Origin of the sequence: Amycolatopsis sp. cmx-4-54 (assembly GCF_046548895.1) — a bacterium.
Classification (GTDB): Bacteria; Actinomycetota; Actinomycetes; order Mycobacteriales; family Pseudonocardiaceae; genus Amycolatopsis.
On the sequence record NZ_JAEBEJ010000002.1, the window covers coordinates 130,937 to 146,563 of the forward strand.

General features: G+C 68.3%; 13 protein-coding genes and 1 pseudogene. 3 read left to right on the top strand and 11 right to left on the bottom strand.

Features of this window, described 5'->3' with window-relative positions; translation table 11 throughout:
* Positions 1-37 precede the first annotated feature (37 nt).
* The 3 genes from ACLJQ7_RS05825 to glf are packed head-to-tail and all read right to left on the bottom strand — an operon-like array spanning position 38 to position 2,728.
* Positions 38-997: a decaprenyl-phosphate phosphoribosyltransferase gene (locus ACLJQ7_RS05825; RefSeq protein WP_410647119.1), complete on the bottom strand. Its 960-nt coding sequence runs from the start codon at positions 995-997 to the stop codon at positions 38-40.
* Positions 994-1,509, bottom strand: coding sequence for a phosphatase PAP2 family protein (locus tag ACLJQ7_RS05830; RefSeq protein WP_400947150.1), 516 nt, complete (start codon positions 1,507-1,509; stop codon positions 994-996). The genes ACLJQ7_RS05825 and ACLJQ7_RS05830 overlap by 4 nt, the downstream gene beginning before the upstream one ends.
* On the bottom strand, positions 1,502-2,728 hold the full coding sequence (gene glf, locus ACLJQ7_RS05835) for a UDP-galactopyranose mutase (protein ID WP_410647120.1): 1,227 nt from the start codon (positions 2,726-2,728) through the stop codon (positions 1,502-1,504). Before glf ends, ACLJQ7_RS05830 begins: the two co-directional genes overlap by 8 nt.
* A 161-nt stretch (positions 2,729-2,889) precedes the next feature.
* Here glf and ACLJQ7_RS05840 point away from each other — a divergent pair, with 161 nt between their 5' ends.
* Entirely contained in the window at positions 2,890-4,899 is a 2,010-nt protein-coding gene (locus tag ACLJQ7_RS05840; protein ID WP_410647121.1) for a DUF6541 family protein, read from the top strand.
* Between the two features lie 427 nt (positions 4,900-5,326).
* Here the strand turns inward: ACLJQ7_RS05840 and ACLJQ7_RS05845 are convergent, their stop codons facing one another.
* On the bottom strand, positions 5,327-6,220 hold the full coding sequence (locus ACLJQ7_RS05845; RefSeq protein ID WP_410647122.1) for an LLM class flavin-dependent oxidoreductase: 894 nt from the start codon (positions 6,218-6,220) through the stop codon (positions 5,327-5,329).
* A gap of 82 nt (positions 6,221-6,302) precedes the next feature.
* Here ACLJQ7_RS05845 and ACLJQ7_RS05850 point away from each other — a divergent pair, with 82 nt between their 5' ends.
* Positions 6,303-7,103 carry an HAD family hydrolase gene (locus ACLJQ7_RS05850; RefSeq protein WP_410647844.1) on the top strand — a complete coding sequence of 267 codons (801 nt, stop codon included), beginning with the start codon at positions 6,303-6,305 and terminating at the stop codon, positions 7,101-7,103.
* Positions 7,104-7,206: 103 nt separating this feature from the next.
* Here ACLJQ7_RS05850 and ACLJQ7_RS05855 read toward each other — a convergent pair whose 3' ends face one another.
* From ACLJQ7_RS05855 to ACLJQ7_RS05870, 4 genes and pseudogenes are all read right to left on the bottom strand, one after another.
* Positions 7,207-7,941, bottom strand: a complete 735-nt coding sequence (locus ACLJQ7_RS05855; RefSeq protein WP_410647123.1) for a lysophospholipid acyltransferase family protein — start codon at positions 7,939-7,941, stop codon at positions 7,207-7,209.
* 48 nt (positions 7,942-7,989) lie between these two features.
* Positions 7,990-9,432, bottom strand: a complete 1,443-nt coding sequence (locus ACLJQ7_RS05860) for a hypothetical protein (RefSeq protein WP_410647124.1) — start codon at positions 9,430-9,432, stop codon at positions 7,990-7,992.
* Positions 9,429-11,039 (bottom strand): hypothetical protein, encoded by a 1,611-nt coding sequence (locus ACLJQ7_RS05865; protein WP_410647125.1) that lies wholly within the window; start codon positions 11,037-11,039, stop codon positions 9,429-9,431. The genes ACLJQ7_RS05860 and ACLJQ7_RS05865 overlap by 4 nt, the downstream gene beginning before the upstream one ends.
* A gap of 884 nt (positions 11,040-11,923) precedes the next feature.
* Positions 11,924-12,138 (bottom strand): annotated as a pseudogene (locus ACLJQ7_RS05870) (HNH endonuclease); the annotation flags it as partial.
* Here ACLJQ7_RS05870 and ACLJQ7_RS05875 point away from each other — a divergent pair.
* Positions 12,079-12,267, top strand: coding sequence for a hypothetical protein (locus ACLJQ7_RS05875; protein WP_410647900.1), 189 nt, complete (start codon positions 12,079-12,081; stop codon positions 12,265-12,267). The pseudogene ACLJQ7_RS05870 and the gene ACLJQ7_RS05875 overlap by 60 nt on opposite strands.
* A gap of 17 nt (positions 12,268-12,284) precedes the next feature.
* On the opposite strand, the gene ACLJQ7_RS05880 is transcribed toward ACLJQ7_RS05875, so the two are convergent.
* Genes ACLJQ7_RS05880 through ACLJQ7_RS05890 form a run of 3 tightly spaced genes read right to left on the bottom strand, consistent with a single transcriptional unit; the run spans position 12,285 to position 15,599 of the window.
* Positions 12,285-13,274 (bottom strand): lysylphosphatidylglycerol synthase transmembrane domain-containing protein, encoded by a 990-nt coding sequence (locus ACLJQ7_RS05880; protein WP_410647126.1) that lies wholly within the window; start codon positions 13,272-13,274, stop codon positions 12,285-12,287.
* 34 nt (positions 13,275-13,308) lie between these two features.
* Positions 13,309-14,550: an acyl-CoA reductase gene (locus tag ACLJQ7_RS05885; protein ID WP_410647127.1), complete on the bottom strand. Its 1,242-nt coding sequence runs from the start codon at positions 14,548-14,550 to the stop codon at positions 13,309-13,311.
* Complete coding sequence (locus tag ACLJQ7_RS05890) at positions 14,547-15,599, bottom strand: acyl-protein synthetase (protein WP_410647128.1); 1,053 nt, start codon at positions 15,597-15,599, stop codon at positions 14,547-14,549. The genes ACLJQ7_RS05885 and ACLJQ7_RS05890 overlap by 4 nt, the downstream gene beginning before the upstream one ends.
* Positions 15,600-15,627: the final 28 nt, after the last annotated feature.

Genomic DNA, 15,627 nt, shown 5'->3' on the forward strand with positions numbered 1-15,627 from the left:
TGCGCTTCCTATGGATGCGCTGTGCGTGAGCTGTCGATCAGAGATAGAACGACAGGAACAGCGTGACGACCCAGCTCGCGCCGAGCACCTGGAGCACGCGGTCCTTGAGCGCGATCTCCTCCGGCTCGCCCGCGTTGCCGCCGTCGACGTCGACGGCGTAGCGCAGCACGGCCACCACGAACGGGACCATCGAGACGATCGCCCAGACCGAGTCGCGCTCGACCTGGCGGATCTCGAACGCCCACAGGCAGTACGACATGATCAGGATCGCCGCGGACGTCGCCCAGACGAACCGCAGGTAACTCGCCGAGTACTTCTTGAGCGAAGACCGGATCTTCGCGCCCGTGCGCTCGAAGAGCATGATCTCGGCGTAGCGCTTGCCCGCCACCATGAACAGCGAGCCGAACGCCGTGACCAGCAGGAACCACTGCGAAAGCGCGATACCGGCGGCGACACCACCGGCGATCGACCGCATCAGGAAACCCGAGCCGACGATGGCCAGGTCGACCACCGGCTGGTGCTTGAGCCCGAAGCAGTAGCCGAGCTGGACGGCCTCGTAGACCGCCAGGACCACCGCGAGCTGCCAGCTGGCCAGGAACGAGATGCCGAGGCCGGCGGCGAAGAACACGCCCGCCGCCACGAACGCCACCGGCACCGGCACGATCCCGGCCGCGATCGGCCGGTTCCGCTTGGTCGGATGCGCCCGGTCGGCCTCGACGTCGATCGCGTCGTTGATGAGATAGACCGAGGAGGCCACCAGCGAGAACGCCGCGAAGGCGATCAGCGCGGCGATCAGCAGGCCGGTCCGGTCCGTCGACTTCGAAAAGGCGAAGAACGGTGCGGCGAACACCAGCACGTTCTTCACCCATTGACGCGGGCGTGCCGTTTTGATGATGCCGCCGACGAGACCGCCGGCGACCTTCTTCGGTTCGGCGGCCTCGGCCACGGGCTCTACGTCGTCAGGCTTGGAATCGGCCTTCTCGGTCGTTTCACTCATCGTCGCTTCAGCTTCCTACGTATCAAGCCGCCGACTACGCCCCCTAGGGCCGCTCCGGCCAGAACGTCGGTCGGGTAGTGGACGCCGAGCACGAGGCGGGAAGCCAGCATCGGCGGTACCAGGGCCGGGACCAGGTTACGCCCGGTCAATCCGGAGTACAGCACCGCCGCCGCCGTAGTCGAGGTCGCGTGCGAGGACGGGAAGCTCAGCTTGCTCGGCGTGGAGACCAGGACCTCTACGCTCGGGTGGTCCGGGCGGGGCCGCCTGACCACGCGTTTCACCGCGATGGAGGCGGCGTGCGCGCCGACGACACCGGCCGCCGCGATCAGCCAGTCCTTGCGGCGCTTCTTGTCGACCGCCGCCCCGACGAGGCCCAGCGCGAACCATCCCGCGCTGTGCTCGCCGAAGTGCGAAAGACCCCGTGCCGCCTTCACCGTGACGTCGCTCTTCAGGACGCCCTGTGCCTTCGCGAGAACAGCGACCTCACCGGTAGGAGCGCCCTTCTCAAGCATCGAGGGATCCGTCCAGAGGCGCGCCATCGGTCAGGTGCGGCGCGATCTTGTTGTCGAACGCGGTCAGCGCCGAACCGATGGCCATGTGCATGTCGAGGTACTTGTAGGTACCGAGACGGCCGCCGAACAGCACGTTCTTGTCCTTGGCCTCGGCCTTCGCCAGCTCGCGGTAGGCCTCGAGCTTTTCGCGGTTCTCCGGGGTGTTGATCGGGTAGTACGGCTCGTCGGCCTCGCCGGCGAAGCGGGAGTACTCGCGGAACACGACCGTCTTGTCGTTCGGGTAGTGCTTGCGCTCCGGGTGGAAGTGCCGGAACTCGATGATCCGGGTGTAGGGCACTTCCTCGTCGTTGTAGTTGACGACCGAGGCGCCCTGGAAATCACCGGTCTCGACGACCTCGGATTCGAAGTCCACCGTGCGCCAGGTGAACCGGCCCGCGGAGTAGTCGAAGTAGCGGTCCAGCGGACCGGTGTAGACGGTCGGGGTGCCGGCGGGGATGTGCTCGCGGACGTCGAAGTAGTCGACGTTCAGCCGGACCTCGATGTTCTCGTGCTCGGCCATCTTCTCGAGCCACGCGGTGTAGCCGTCGACCGGCAGACCCTCGTAGGTGTCGTTGAAGTACCGGTTGTCGAAGGTGTAGCGGACCGGGAGCCGGGTGATGATGTCGGCGCCGAGGTTCTTCGGGTCGTTCTCCCACTGCTTGGCCGTGTAGCCGCGGATGAACGCCTCGTACAGCGGGCGGCCGACCAGCGAGATCGCCTTCTCTTCGAGGTTCTGCGCGTTCGCGGTCTCGAACTCCGACGACTGCTTGGCGATCAGCTCGCGGGCCTCGTCGGGCGTGTGCGACTTGCCGAAGAACTGGTTGATCAGGCCGAGGTTCATCGGGAAGGAGTAGACCTGGTCCTTGACCTTGGCGAAGACCCGGTGCTGGTAGTTCGTGAACTCGGTGAAGCGGTTGACATACTCCCACACACGCTTGTTGGAGGTGTGGAACAAATGCGCACCGTAACGGTGCACCTCGATCCCGGTCTCGGGCTCGGCTTCGGAGTAGGCGTTGCCACCGAGGTGGTGACGCCGTTCCAGCACGAGGACCTTCTTGCCGAGCTCGGCCGCGGCCCGTTCGGCGACGGTCAGCCCGAAGAATCCGGACCCGACCACGATGAGGTCGTAGCCGGTGAAATCGGCTTCAGTAATCTTGTCGGGGTTCGTGTGCGCGCTCACGGGCGTCGAGGGTACGCACGTCGACTCCGTGCCCTGCAGCGAGCACCGGTTTTCACCTTCGACAGACACATTTAGGCTCCACCATCTGGGGCCCGCCCCAGACCCGGCCGGGGCTCCGCCCCGGACCCCGAGCGGAAGAGCCAGAAAGCAGTAAAAAGCGAGTGCCTACTCCGGACACCTTCTGGTCCTACTTCGGTGCGACCCTCACCTACCTGGCCGTCCTGGCGGTCCCCGGCGGGCTCGTCGGCCGGGCCGCGGGCCTGCGTGGCTGGGCCCTGGCGGGCCTGGCCCCGTTGCTGTCCTACACGGTAACCGGACTGGCCGGTCCGTGGCTGGCACTCGCGGGTGTGTCGTACAACCCCCTGACCGTGGCGGCCGTCACGCTCGTGCTCGCCGGGATCGGCTCCGGCCTGCGGAGACTGGGGCAGGCACGCGGCTGGATCAAACCGGGCGCCGAGGAGCCGCCGACGAAATGGCACCCGCGCGCGCATTACGCCGTCGCCGCCTGTGTCGCGCTGGCCGTGGGGATCTCGATCCTCGTGGTGCTCTCGGCCCGCGGCGGGACGACGGCGGTGTTCCAGCGCTGGGACACGGTGTTCCATGCGAACGGCATCCGCTACATCGCCGAGACCGGCGACGGCTCGCTGACCGGCATGGGCACCGTCAACTGGTACCCGGACGGCTCGTTCTACCCGAACGCGTATCACCTGGTCGGCTCGCTCGTGTACTCGATCTCGGGTACGACGATCCCGGTCACGCTCAACGCCATCACCATGCCGGTCGCCGGCGTCTTCGCGCTGTCGATGGTCGCGCTGATCCGCCAGCTCGGTGGGCGGGCGGTGTTCGCGGGCTGCACGGCCCTGGTGGCCGCGGCGGCCACCACCGGCGCGTACGAGTCGGTGTCCAGCGGGCTGCTGCCGTTCGCGCTGGGGATCGTGCTGACGCCGCTGGCCGTGGTCGCGCTGGCCCGTTTCCTCGCGCGGCCGGGCCTCGACACCGGCTACGTGCTCGCGCTGACCGCGGTCGGCCTGCTGGCCGCGCACTCGTCGGCGCTGTTCGGGGCGCTGCTGTTCGCCTTCCCGCTGGTGGTGCAGCGCTGGTACCGCGCGCTGCGGCACAAACCGCTCGACGGGGTGCCGGAAGGCCGTGGCGGCTGGCGGGTGCTCGGCGGCGACGTCGTCAAGATGGTGCCGGTGATGGTGGGGAGCGCGCTGCTCGCGGCGCCGCATATCCTCGGCGCCCTGAAATTCACTTCGGGTTCATACCCTTATCACGCGTGGGGTTCCGATCTGCCGGTCGTGAAGTCGCTGGGGCTGCTGGTGACGTTCCGGCAGGTGCTGAGCGCCCCGCAGGTGTGGCTGACGGTGTTGCTGGCCATCGGCGTCCTGAGCCTGTTCCGGCTCGGCCGGATGCGCTGGCTGGGGCTTTCGGCGATCGGCTTCTCGGCACTGTTCGTGCTGGTCGCCTCGTTCGGCGCCGAACCGTGGGTGATCTCGCTCTCGCGGCCGTGGTGGAACGACCGGTACCGCCTGATGGCGCTCGCCGCGATCCCGCTGTGCCTGCTGGCCGGACACGGGATGGCGGAGTTGCAGCGCTGGTTCGCGAAGTGGGCGAGCGGGCGCTCGTGGGTGAAGAGCCGTCCCGCGCTGCCCGCCCGGCTGGGGCTGGCGACCGCCGTGTTCGTCGTGGCCGCGTCGGCCGTGCTGACCAAGGGTTTCTACACCGAGTCGAACGCGCACGCGGTGTCGTTCCTGTACTACAACGGGCCCGAGGGCGAGGTCACGCCGCCGGTCAGCGCCGACGAACTGGCCGCGATGAACGAGCTGACCAAGCTGAACGTCGGACCGGACGAGAAGGTGCTCAATGAGCGCTTCGACGGGACGGCCTGGCTGTACGCGATCACCGGTATCCACCCAGTCGCCGGGCACTACGACCCGGGCGTGCCGCCGCCGGACGCGAAGTACCTGGCGCTGCACTTCCGGGAGTACGACACCGACCCCGAGGTGCGGGCCGCGGTGCGGCGGCTGAACATCAAGCACGTGCTGATCGGGAGCACGCCGATCAAGATCGGCGAGCCGCCGGCGCCGGGGCTGCGGGATCTGGACGGGCTGGGCTTCCTGCGGAAGGACTTCGGCAACGCGGGCGCGTCGATCTACACCCTGACCCGCTGACGGCCGGTTCGCGCACACTTAGCCGCTCTCGCACGCTATGAACGGCCCGTTCATAGCGTGCGGGAGGGGTGTCGCGTACTCCTGCGGGTCCAGCGATCACATGTGCACGGGGGCGTAAGACGCGTGCTTGAAGCCGTATGACGCGTGATTGAAGGCGTAACTCGCGTGTTTCCCGCCGGAACACGCGAGTTACGCCTTCAATCACGCGAGTTCCAGGTCTGGACACGCGAGTCACGGCCAAAAGATCAAGGCTCGCGTGGTCGCGGACTGCCCCTGCCGCGACCACGCGAGCCTCAGTCCCCCATTCACCCCCGGGGTGACCCATGAGGGGCAGCCGTCGTCGGCCACACCCACTCGCTGTACTCGTCTGTCAGACGACCGCGGGTCGGAACCGGTTTACCGGGCCCGCCGACGTCACCCGATCGGCCTAAGAACTTCTTCCTTGGAGTACCGGGAGTACGTCGCTCGCGACCTCTTCGAGGGTCGACTCACGGCCGACGTAGTAGTCCCCGGACCGCGGCCAGTGGGTGACGATGTCGGTGAAGCCGAGTTCCCCGGCCCGCCCGGCGGCGTCGGTGAACGCGCCCACGCTGGAGAGTGAGAAGACCGGCGCCGAGTCGAGACTCAGGACCCGCTGCACGCTCGCCTTGTCCCTGCCCACGACGTCGAGCCGTTCGTCGAAGGTCTTCCCGAGTTCCGCGACGCCCTTCCACCACTCGTCCTGAGTGTCCGCTTTGACGCCTGTGGTGGCCCAGCCCGCGCCGAACCGGGCGGCGAGCGTCATCGTGCGGGGGCCGTTCGCGGCCACCAGGAACGGCAGCCGCGGCCGCTGCACGCAGCCCGGCTGGTTCCGCGCGCCCTTGGCCCGGTAGTACTCGCCCTCGAAGTCGAAGCCGTCGGTCATCAGCAGCCCGTCGAGCGCTTCGACGAACTCGGCGAACCGGTCCGTGCGCTGTTTGACCGACAGCTCGGGGCCGTCGAAAACGGTCACGTCGTAGTTGGTGTTCGGGACGCCGGCGCCCACGCCGAGGATGAAGCGGCCGTCGGAGATGTCGTCGAGGGTGGTCAGCTCACGGGTGAACGGCACGGGGTGCCGCGCGACCGGCGAGGCGACGAAGGTGCCCAATCTGATCCGCGACGTCACCATCGCGGCCGCCGTCAACGTTGGCATCGCACTGAACCACGGGCCGTCGACGAGGTTCCGCCAGCCGAGGTGGTCGTACGTCCAAGCGTGGTCGAAGCCGTATTCCTCGGCGGCCCGCCATTTCGGCTCGGCCGCCCACCAACGATCTTCCGGAAGGATCACGATGCCTACGCGCACACCCGGCAAGGTAGCGGTGCCCGCCGACACTTCGCCCGATGGGCGGATCTTCGGGGATGATGTGCCGGTGGAAAAGCCTCTCTTGATCGCCTCCGATGTCGACGGCACCCTGCTCGGCCCGTTGGAGGTCCTGTCCGAACGCACGATCGGCGTCGTCCGGCGCGTCGCCGAGGCCGGAGTGCCGTTCGTGCTGGCCAGCGGCCGTCCGCCGCGCTGGATCGCGCCGATCGCGACCCCGCTCGGTCTGACGGGGTACGCCGTCTGCGCGAACGGCGCGGTGCTGTACGAGATCGGGACGGACCGGATCGTGGCGGTCCACGGCCTGCTGGAACCCCAGCTGCTGCACGACACGGTGAGTGCTCTTGATCACGCTCTCCCCGGCTGCCGGTTCGCCGCGGAGCGGGTCGGTGAGTCCGCGCTCGACCCGGAGATGCGCAACTTCGTGATCGAGCCGGACTACCACAATCCGTGGGGCAACCACGAGGGCACGGAGGCGCCGCGGGCCGAGGTGCTCGGGCATCCGGCGATCAAACTGCTGATCAGCAGGCGCGGGATGAACTCCGACGAGATGGCGCGGGCGGCGCGTGAGGTGCTCGGCGGCTCGGTCGACATCACCTACTCGACCAACACCGGCCTGATCGAGATCGCCGCACACGGCATCACGAAGGCGACCGGGCTGGCCGAGGTTTCCGAGCGGCTCGGTGTCCCGGCCGAGCGGGTGATCGCGTTCGGGGACATGCCGAACGACGTCGAGATGCTCGGCTGGGCCGGGCACGGCGTCGCGATGGCCAACGGGCACCGCTACGCCCTCGACGTCGCCGACGAGGTCACCGCGCCGAACTCCGAGGACGGCGTGGCGCAGGTGCTCGAACGCTGGTTCTAGCGGCCTTCACGTCGGCTCGGCCGCAGGCGTTGCGAAAGCCACTTTCCCAACCTTCAACGTTGCGAAAGTGGCTTTCGCAACATCCGGCGGGTGGCCAGGCGGTCTAACGGCCTTCACGGTCGAGCTTCGCGGCCTCTTCCGGCGTCGGCGCGGTGCCGCCGAGGTGCGCGGGCAGCCACCAGCGCTCGTCGTCGGACGACGGCTTCTCCGGGTAGCCGGCCTGGACGCGGTCCACGAGCGCGGACATCCGCACGCGAAGGTCCTTCGAAAGGATTTCGGCGTCCTCGTCGGCCTTCGGGTGCATCGGCTCGCCGACGAGGATCGAGATCGGGACGTGGCGCTTCGTGAGGTCCTTCGGGCGGCCCTTGGTCCACAGCCGCTGCGTGCCCCACAGCGCCATCGGCACGATCGGGACACCCGCCTCGGCGGCCATCCGGACCGCGCCGGACTTGATGTCCTTCACGGTGAACGACCGGCTGATCGTGGCCTCGGGGAACACGCCGACGACCTCTCCGGCCTTCAGGCGATCGACGGCTTCGCGGTACGACGCGAGACCCGCGCCGCGATCGACGGAGATGTGGTGCATGCCGCGCATGAGCGGTCCGGCGATGCGGTTGCTGAAGATCTCCTTCTTCGCCATGAACCTGACCAGGCGTTTCGCCGGCTGTGCGCCGAGCCCGCAGAAGATGAAGTCGAGATAGCTCACGTGGTTGCAGGCGATGACCGCCCCGCCCGTCGACGGGATGTGCTCGGTCCCCTCCACCCGGATGCGGTTGTCCAGCACCCGGAACATCAATTTCGCCGCCATGATGACGGGCGGGTAAACGAGCTCAGCCATTCGTTCAGGTTACGCGACCGTAGGGTGACCAACCTACGGTCGCGTAGGTCACATCACTCCGGGGCGTTCCTGACGCGCGAAGGTCACCAGCGCCAGTGCGACGCCGAGCACCGTGCAGTACAGCGCGATCACCTGGTGCTTGACGTTCTCCAAGCCGTCGCCCAGCGCGGCCAGCACGAACTGCCCGGCGGCGACGGCGAGCAGGAAGCCCAGGACGACGCCCAGCGCGGCGCGGCGGGTCTTCCAGCCGCGCCAGGCGATCAGGGCCCATATCGGCAGCAGGGCGAAGAAACCCAGTGGTGCCAGCAGTTTCGTCGCGGTCGAAACGATCGGAACGCGGTATTCCTGGGTCTCCGCGGCGAAGCCCGCCGACCGATCGAAGCTGCCGAGGTAGGGCGGCCGCGCGGTGAGCAGATCTCCCGCCGCGCGGTCCAGGATCTCGACGGTGCGCCAGGGGTGCGTCGCGAAATACTCGACGACGTTGCGCCTGCTGATCTGTTCGCGGTACTTCGGGTACTCGGGGTCCTGCGTCGCGGGCCTCGGATGCCACCAGCCGTTGCCCGCGTACTGGCCGAACGAGGCGGGCAGCCCCAGCGCGGCGAGGTCGGCCCCGGTGTCGTGCCGACCGTCCACAATGGTCAGGAAGATCGTGTTGAACATGTTGATCTCCCGCGAATCGTCGCCCGGCCGCGCGGCGAGCGAGCCGTCGGGCAGCTTCGCCGGTTCGACGGTCTGCTGCGCGTAGGCCGTGCCACCGGCGAGCGCGCCGATGACGAACACCACGGGAAGCCAGCGCTTCGGGCCGCGAACGCCCGCCGAGCGGACGAGCAGCGCGGCGAGCGCGAGCAACGGCAGGATCATCAACGTCTGGACCTTGGCGTTCACCGCGATCAGGCCGCCGAAGAGCAGCACGGCGAGTCCCGCGTAGCGCCACCAGCCGGGCCGCGCGGCGACCAGCAAGCCGCCGACGGCGAGCAGGAGACCGAGGAAGGCGGCACCCTCGCCCAGCACCGAGGCGAAGTAGCCGAAGAACGCCGAGTCCGCGACGACCAGCAGCAGCCCCACGGCCGCGAAACCGCGAACGCGGCGCGAATACGGCAATCCGACGACGATCAGCGCGACCGCCGCGGCGGCGAGGACGCTGGTGAACACGCCGAGGACGACCAGGCTGAGCGTCGCTTCGAGGCCGAGCAGCCCGCCGATCGACCGCGCGATCCGCGCGAACCAGCTCTGGGTCAGAAGATAGGTGGCGTCGCATTCGCCCGCCGGGACGGTGTAGGCGAGGTGGACGAAGCCCTCCGGTTCGCCCTTCCACGGGATGCCCGCCCCGCACAGCACGCGGAAACCGTCACCGTTGTCGGACATCGCGATCGGCCGCGGCACGAGGAAGCGGATCAGGAGCACGGCGAGCGCCGCGGCGAACACACCGAGGCCGAACAAGCGCGAGGAAGTCTCACGCGCTGCCGGTCTGCTGGGGGAAACGACACTCACGAAGGGCACGGTACGTGGCGGAAAACGGGCGAGCGGTCGAGGGCCGACGTGACCGCTCGCTCGACGTCCGCCCGGATGAACACGGTGATCCACGACGAGGTTCCTTCGCGCGCGAAGGTCGCGACGCGATACCGAGCCGCGTACGCCGGGTCGATCACGCAGGTCTGCTTCGCCGAGTAACCACTGTCGGTGATGACGGCGATCGTCGGACGCCGCCGGGAGACGACGGCCTCACCCGCTTCCTCGGTCTGGCCCCGGACGCCGACGATCTGCAGTTGCGTCCCGGCGTGGTACGACAGCACGCCGGGCGCGGAAGTGCTCACGACCGAACCGGGCGGCAGATAGCCGTCGAGCCAGCGGCCGATCTCCTCCATCTGCGCGCCGTGGTCGTGCCAGGCGCGCACGCGGGCGAGCATCTCCGGGCTGAACACCGACACCAGCACCGCGAGCCCGGACAACGCCACCGCGGCGGCGGGCATCAGCCGCTGGACCGGAGCCCGCGGGCGCGGGCTCGGCTTCGCGGTGGAAACGAGCACACCGTAGACAGACACCGCCGCCACCGAAAGCAGCGGCGGGATCGGCGCCAGCAGTCGCCAGGCGGGCCCGGCGTCGCCGCCGAAGAAGACCACGAAACCGCTGAGCCCGGCGGCGGTGGCCAGCATCAGCCACGTCAGCGACCTGGCTTCGGCCTCGTGCGGCGTCCGGCCGGTGCGGCGCAGCAGCAGGGCCACCACCGAGATCAGGCCGAGCAGCAGGAATCCTTGGTGGACCAGGGAGAACCCGGACAGATACCGCCACCCGCCCTCGATCCGGGCGGAAAGGCCGACGTCGAAAGGGATGACGACCGACGTGGGCAGGACGTGGTCGTAGTAGATCACCCGCCAGGCCGTCCACGGCGCCACGAAGACGAGCCCTCCGAGCAGCGAGCCCACGGGTGACCACCAGGTGTAGCGGCCGCGCCAGGCCGCGACGACCAGCCAGATCCCGACCAGGACCGCGAGCAGGATCCCCGCCGGGCGCGTCATCATCGCGAAGGCGACGAGCACCCCCGCGACCACCGGCCGCCGGGCCGCGAGCGAGGCGAAGACACCGAACACGAGCAGGACGAACAACGGCGTCTCGGTGCCCGATCCGCCGTACGCGGCCAGGCCCCCGGCGCCCGCGACCAGCACCGCGGCGGCCACGCCATAGGCCGGGCGCGCCTCGCCGGCCGCCCGCGCGACCACGCGGTTCACCGTCACCTGGGCGAGCAGGACGGCGCCGAGCGTGGCGAGCACGCCGAGCACCATCGCGGAGGTCTCGATGTCGGCCCCGAATGCGGCCTTCGGCAACGCGACCACGATCATCCAGAGGAAATTCGCGTAGCCCTCGATCCGCTCGCCGGGGTTGAACACCGGCCCATTGCCGTCGGCGATGTTCTGGACGTAACGGAAAGTGATGTACGCGTCCTCCGCGATGGTCGAATACATCAGCTGGTGCACCAGCGAGAAAGCGAGGGTCAGCGTCAGCGCGACGGCGCGCCAGGCCTTTTCGGCGCCGATCTTGGGCCAGGCCACCAGGACGAAGACCGCGACCAGGAACCAGGCGACGACAAGCGCGATCACCACCTGATCCCCACCCTCCCGGGCCGAGCCACTCCCCTGACGAAAGACTATGGTCAAGTATCGATCACCGCGCCGGTGTGTTTCTTTCGGCGCAGTCAATTGACACGAATGGTCCAGCAAGTGTGCACAAAGTGGGCAACCTTCCCGCCGTTTTGCCCGGCAGGATGTGACTCCTTCGGGTAACGGTGCCCGGCGGTAAATCTGACTTTCCATTCCGTTCCGCACCTCGGGGTTCTGTGCGGATTCCCCACCCGAGACGCTGTCGCCGTCGGACGCGCGGCTGCTGGAGTGGCGTTTCCGCGAGTACCCGTCGAACACGCAGGTGCGGGCGGCGGTGGCGCGGCTGAACGTGCGGTGGGTGAGTGGTCGGGTGGTGACGGCTGCGTCGGGGTTTCGTGGGCACGCTGTCTGTGCCAACGTGAACCCCTGCGCACAGGGTGCCCGTCGCCACTTTCCGGCGACGCGTCAAACAGCAAGACTTGACCGTGAACTCGAAGGACCAAAGCAGCGTCTCCGCACACGCCGCCCGTGGCCGCTTTCCGGCGACAGGGCTCCAATGACGACGCTTGGCAGCGGCAGGATTCGAAGGGGGTAAAGCAGAACCCTGCGCACAGGGGGTGCTTCTCGCCGCGTTTCGGCGAGGCGGCTCTGACGGCGAGACCTAGCCGCCTGTCGCCGGTTTCCGGCAACGCGACTCTAGCGGCGAGACCTAGCTGCCCATCGCCGCGTTTCGGCAACGCAACTCTAACGGCAAGACCTAGCTGCCCATCGCCGCGTTTCGGCAACGCAACTCTAACGGCAAGACCTAGCTGCCCATCGCCGCGTTTCGGCAACGCAACTCTAACGGCAAGACCTAACCACCCATCGCCGCTTCACGGCAACGCAGCTCAGAACGGTGGCGGTTCGTCGGCGAGCGGTGTCCTTAGGCGGGGTAGGTGAAGTGGCGGGGGTGAGCTGTCGTAGCTCTGTCCGGTGGGGTGGTGATGGTGAGGGTGCCGTCGGTGGCGAGGTGGTAGGTCCAGCCGGGTTCGTCTTTGAGACGGTGGTCTCGCCGGCAGAGGTCGATCAGTTCGTCGACGTTGGTATGGCCGCCGTGCTGCCAGTCCTCGGGCAGTACGGCTACCCGGCGGGCGCCCCGCGCCAGGCGGGACTGCGCGATCTGGACGGTCTGAACTTCGTGACCGAGGTCTACCGCAACGCCGACGCCGTCATCTACCGGCTGAACCCCTGACGCCCGCAATCAGTCGACTAAACGCGGGGGCTGGTGACGAGGCGGGCCGAGAGGGCGGCGCCGCCGGCGGTGATCAGGTCCGCGACGGTGAACATGACGCGCGAGGCGATGGCGAACGCCGTCGCCTGGACGACGGTGAGGCCCGACGCGGTCAGCACGGCGACCTGCGCGACCTCGCGGACGCCGACACCACTGGGGAGGATGAACGCGAACGTCCCGACGGTCATCGCGACGGCCATCGCGCCGACGCACAGCACGAACCCGCTGAACCCGGGCGTGCCGACGGAGTTCGCCAGCAGCCACAGGTGCACGCCCTGGAGCGCCCAGGCGGCGGTCGACGAGCCGAAGACCTTCCCGACGACCGACCAGCTCAGCCGGTGGTCCAGCGGCGGGCGGCGCAGGATCCGCAGCACCAGCGACGTGCCCCAGGTGAGGACGCGGGGGTGCAGCATCGCCAGGCCGACCGGGATCAGCACGAACAGCCACAGCGCCCGCGGGCTGTTGCTGAACACCGCGGGGGCCGCGAGCAGCGAGACGACCAGCGCGGACACCACGCCGACGCCGAGCTGGATCAGCGAACCGGTGAAGATCCGCGCCCTGGCGAGCCCGGCCTTGCGGCCCAGCTCCATCTGCAGCAGGTACGCCCACACCGAACCCGGCACGTACTTGCCGAGCGAGCCGACGAGGCAGATCTGCGCGCCGCGGGCGTAGCCGATGGGCTTGCCGAGGTCGTCGACCATGACCTGCCAGCCGTAGGTCGACACCATGATCGCGGCGATGAGCGCGAGCAGGCTCAACGTGGAGGATTCCCACGCGACCTCGGACAGCGTCCGCCAGAACTCGCCCCAATTGGTGACCAAGGTCTTCGCCGCGAAACCGACGACCAGCAGGATCGCGACCCAGCGGACGACGTCGAGGATCTTCGCCTTGGTGGATTTCGGTTGCGCAGCGGATAAAGAACCGCCTTTGTCCGATCCAGCCTCTTCGGGCGTTTCGACGGTCGTCACTGAACCTCCTCTGCTGCTACCTCGTCACCGCAGGTCAGGCCTGCACGGTCACCAAGCGGCTGAACTCGGTCAGCAGATCGTAGCCGTCCCAAATCGCGGAGAACGTCAGGGCCGAGCCGAACGGAACGACACGGTCGACGCCGCGGCCCGCCAATTCCGTCACGAATTGCGTCAATTCTTCTTTGGTGAAGCCGAATTGACCGACGGTTTGGTCTTTGCGGAGCACGATCGGGACGAGATCGGAAAGCGTGTCGACCCGCGCGTTGGCGAAAGTGCCCGCACCGAGCCATTCGCGCGGCAGGATCGCGGGGTCGGTCAGTTCGAGGGTCGCGATGCCGTTGCCCTGGAACTCGATGCCGTTGACGAGCCCGTCGACGGCCGCGCCGTACGCGGAAACCCGCTTCTGCACGGCCATGGCGGGCTCGGTGACGTGCTGTTTCGTCGCCAGTACCTCGGCGAGCAGCTTCCGGAACCCCTGTCCGGCTTCGCGGGCGCCGTCTTCGTCGCCCACCCAGAACACCGCGCGCGGCGACGAGCAGGCGGCCTGGTCGAACCAGTACGAGTCGTTGTAGAAGCCCTCGGCCGCGCTGCGGCGTTCGGCTTCGGAGGCGTTCTGCCAGCCGCGCACCGACGCGACCGCGAACGACGACCGGTCCGGGAAGGTCAGGTCACGCGCGTGCGGGGCGAGCGGGTACTTGCGCAGCGCGGCGACCGAGGCGTCGCCGCCCCAGATGACCCGCAGGTCCGCGGCGACCGAGAGCGCGCCGCTGATCGCGTCGCTGCGGTCGTAGGTGACCATGCGCTGCGTCGCGGTGATCGCGGCGGCGGTGTCCGCGTCCACTTCGGACAGTGCGGCGTTCAGTGCCTCCAGCACCGTTTCCGCGGCACCGGCCGAACGCGAGGAGACGCGGACGACGTTGTGATTGCCCGCCAGCGCCGAAAGTGCCCACGAGTACACGAAAATCGTGTCGACGTTGGCCGGTGGCACGTGGAAGACGAGCCCGCGCGGGAAGCGCAGCGCGTCACCGGAGGATTCCAACGTCTTCAGCGCTTTGGCGATCTCCCCCTTGCGCAGGAAGAAACCGAGCGACGCCAGCTCCGGGAAGCGGCGAGCCGTCGCGGGCGCGAGCAGCTTGCGCGCGAACTTCGTCAGGAACTCGACGACGCGAGGGTCGCCCACGCGCAGCCGCCCGCCGACAGGCTCGGCACGCAGCTCTTCGACGAGCTTGTCGACCTCGATCGCTTCCGCGAGCGGAAAACGCTGGTTCAGGCTCATGCCGCCGCCCCCTGGAAGGTGTCCGAGCAGCCGCGGGCCTCGGCCTTGGGCAGCCTGCCCATGACCGAGAAGTGCTTGCCCGGCCAGTCGCCGTCGTCGATTCCGTTGCAGACACCGAGATCCTCGGTGAGCAGGACGTGCCCCGGATACGAGTGCGGCAGGGTGCTGACGACCTCGATCACGCCGGGCTCGCCGACCGGCTGCTCTTCCCAGGTCTCCGGGTTCCGGATCACGACGTCGGCGAAATCGGGGCAGTACAACGAGTTCCCGGACGGACCTTCGAGGAACACGGTGCCGATCTGCTCGATCATCCCGTAGTAGTTGTGAATCCGGGTGAGCCCGGTGTCCTCTTTGAACCGGCGGCGGAACTCGGTGTTGTCCACCGCGCGGTCGATCAGCTTCTTCCAACCGCCGGAGTGGATCAGGATCCCATTCGACAGGTCCAGCTTGTGCTTACGGGCGACTTCGTAGAGGTACTGCCACACCATGAAGGTGAAGCCGAAGATCAGGAACGGCTTGTCACCGTACGTCGCCAGGAACGTCTTGACCGCCTCGACGTCCGGCTGGTCGTTCTCGTCGAGCACGTAGGTGTGCTTGCGGCCGAAGTTGGCCATGCCCAGCACGCCCGCGCCGCGCGCGGAGAACGAGCGGCGGTTCTTGATGATGCCGATGGTGTCGACCATCAGCATCGGCAGCCGCTCGCCGCCGAGGACCTCCTGCAACGTGGCGCCGAGCTGCTTGGTCTGCGCGCCGGCCGCGGCCTTGTCCAGGTAGATCCGCGACGCGCCCGCGCCGGTGGTGCCCGACGAGGTCAGCGTCTTGAAGATCTCGGACTCGGGGATGCTGCGCAGGTCGTGCGTCTTGAACATCCGCACCGGCAGCCACGGCAGGTCCGCGATGGAAGCGAACTCCGCGTCTCGCGCGATGCCGAGCGACGAGAGGATGCGTTCGTACCCTCCGGAGTTCTCGCGGTGGTGCGCGGTCAGCTCGGAGAGCTGCGGAAGTAGTGACTTCTCGCGCTCAGCTTGGGAAAGCGTGAACACACTCATACTGTTTCCTCCGCGAGCTCGCGCGTAG

Excerpts from the sequence above, each read along its gene's own strand:
- ACLJQ7_RS05825 (WP_410647119.1), bottom strand. The coding sequence starts at position 997 with ATGAGTGAAACGACCGAGAAGGCCGATTCCAAGCCTGACGACGTAGAG.
- ACLJQ7_RS05830 (WP_400947150.1), bottom strand. The coding sequence starts at position 1,509 with ATGCTTGAGAAGGGCGCTCCTACCGGTGAGGTCGCTGTTCTCGCGAAG.
- ACLJQ7_RS05855 (WP_410647123.1), bottom strand. The coding sequence starts at position 7,941 with ATGGCTGAGCTCGTTTACCCGCCCGTCATCATGGCGGCGAAATTGATG.
- ACLJQ7_RS05885 (WP_410647127.1), bottom strand. The coding sequence starts at position 14,550 with ATGAGCCTGAACCAGCGTTTTCCGCTCGCGGAAGCGATCGAGGTCGAC.
- ACLJQ7_RS05890 (WP_410647128.1), bottom strand. The coding sequence starts at position 15,599 with ATGAGTGTGTTCACGCTTTCCCAAGCTGAGCGCGAGAAGTCACTACTT.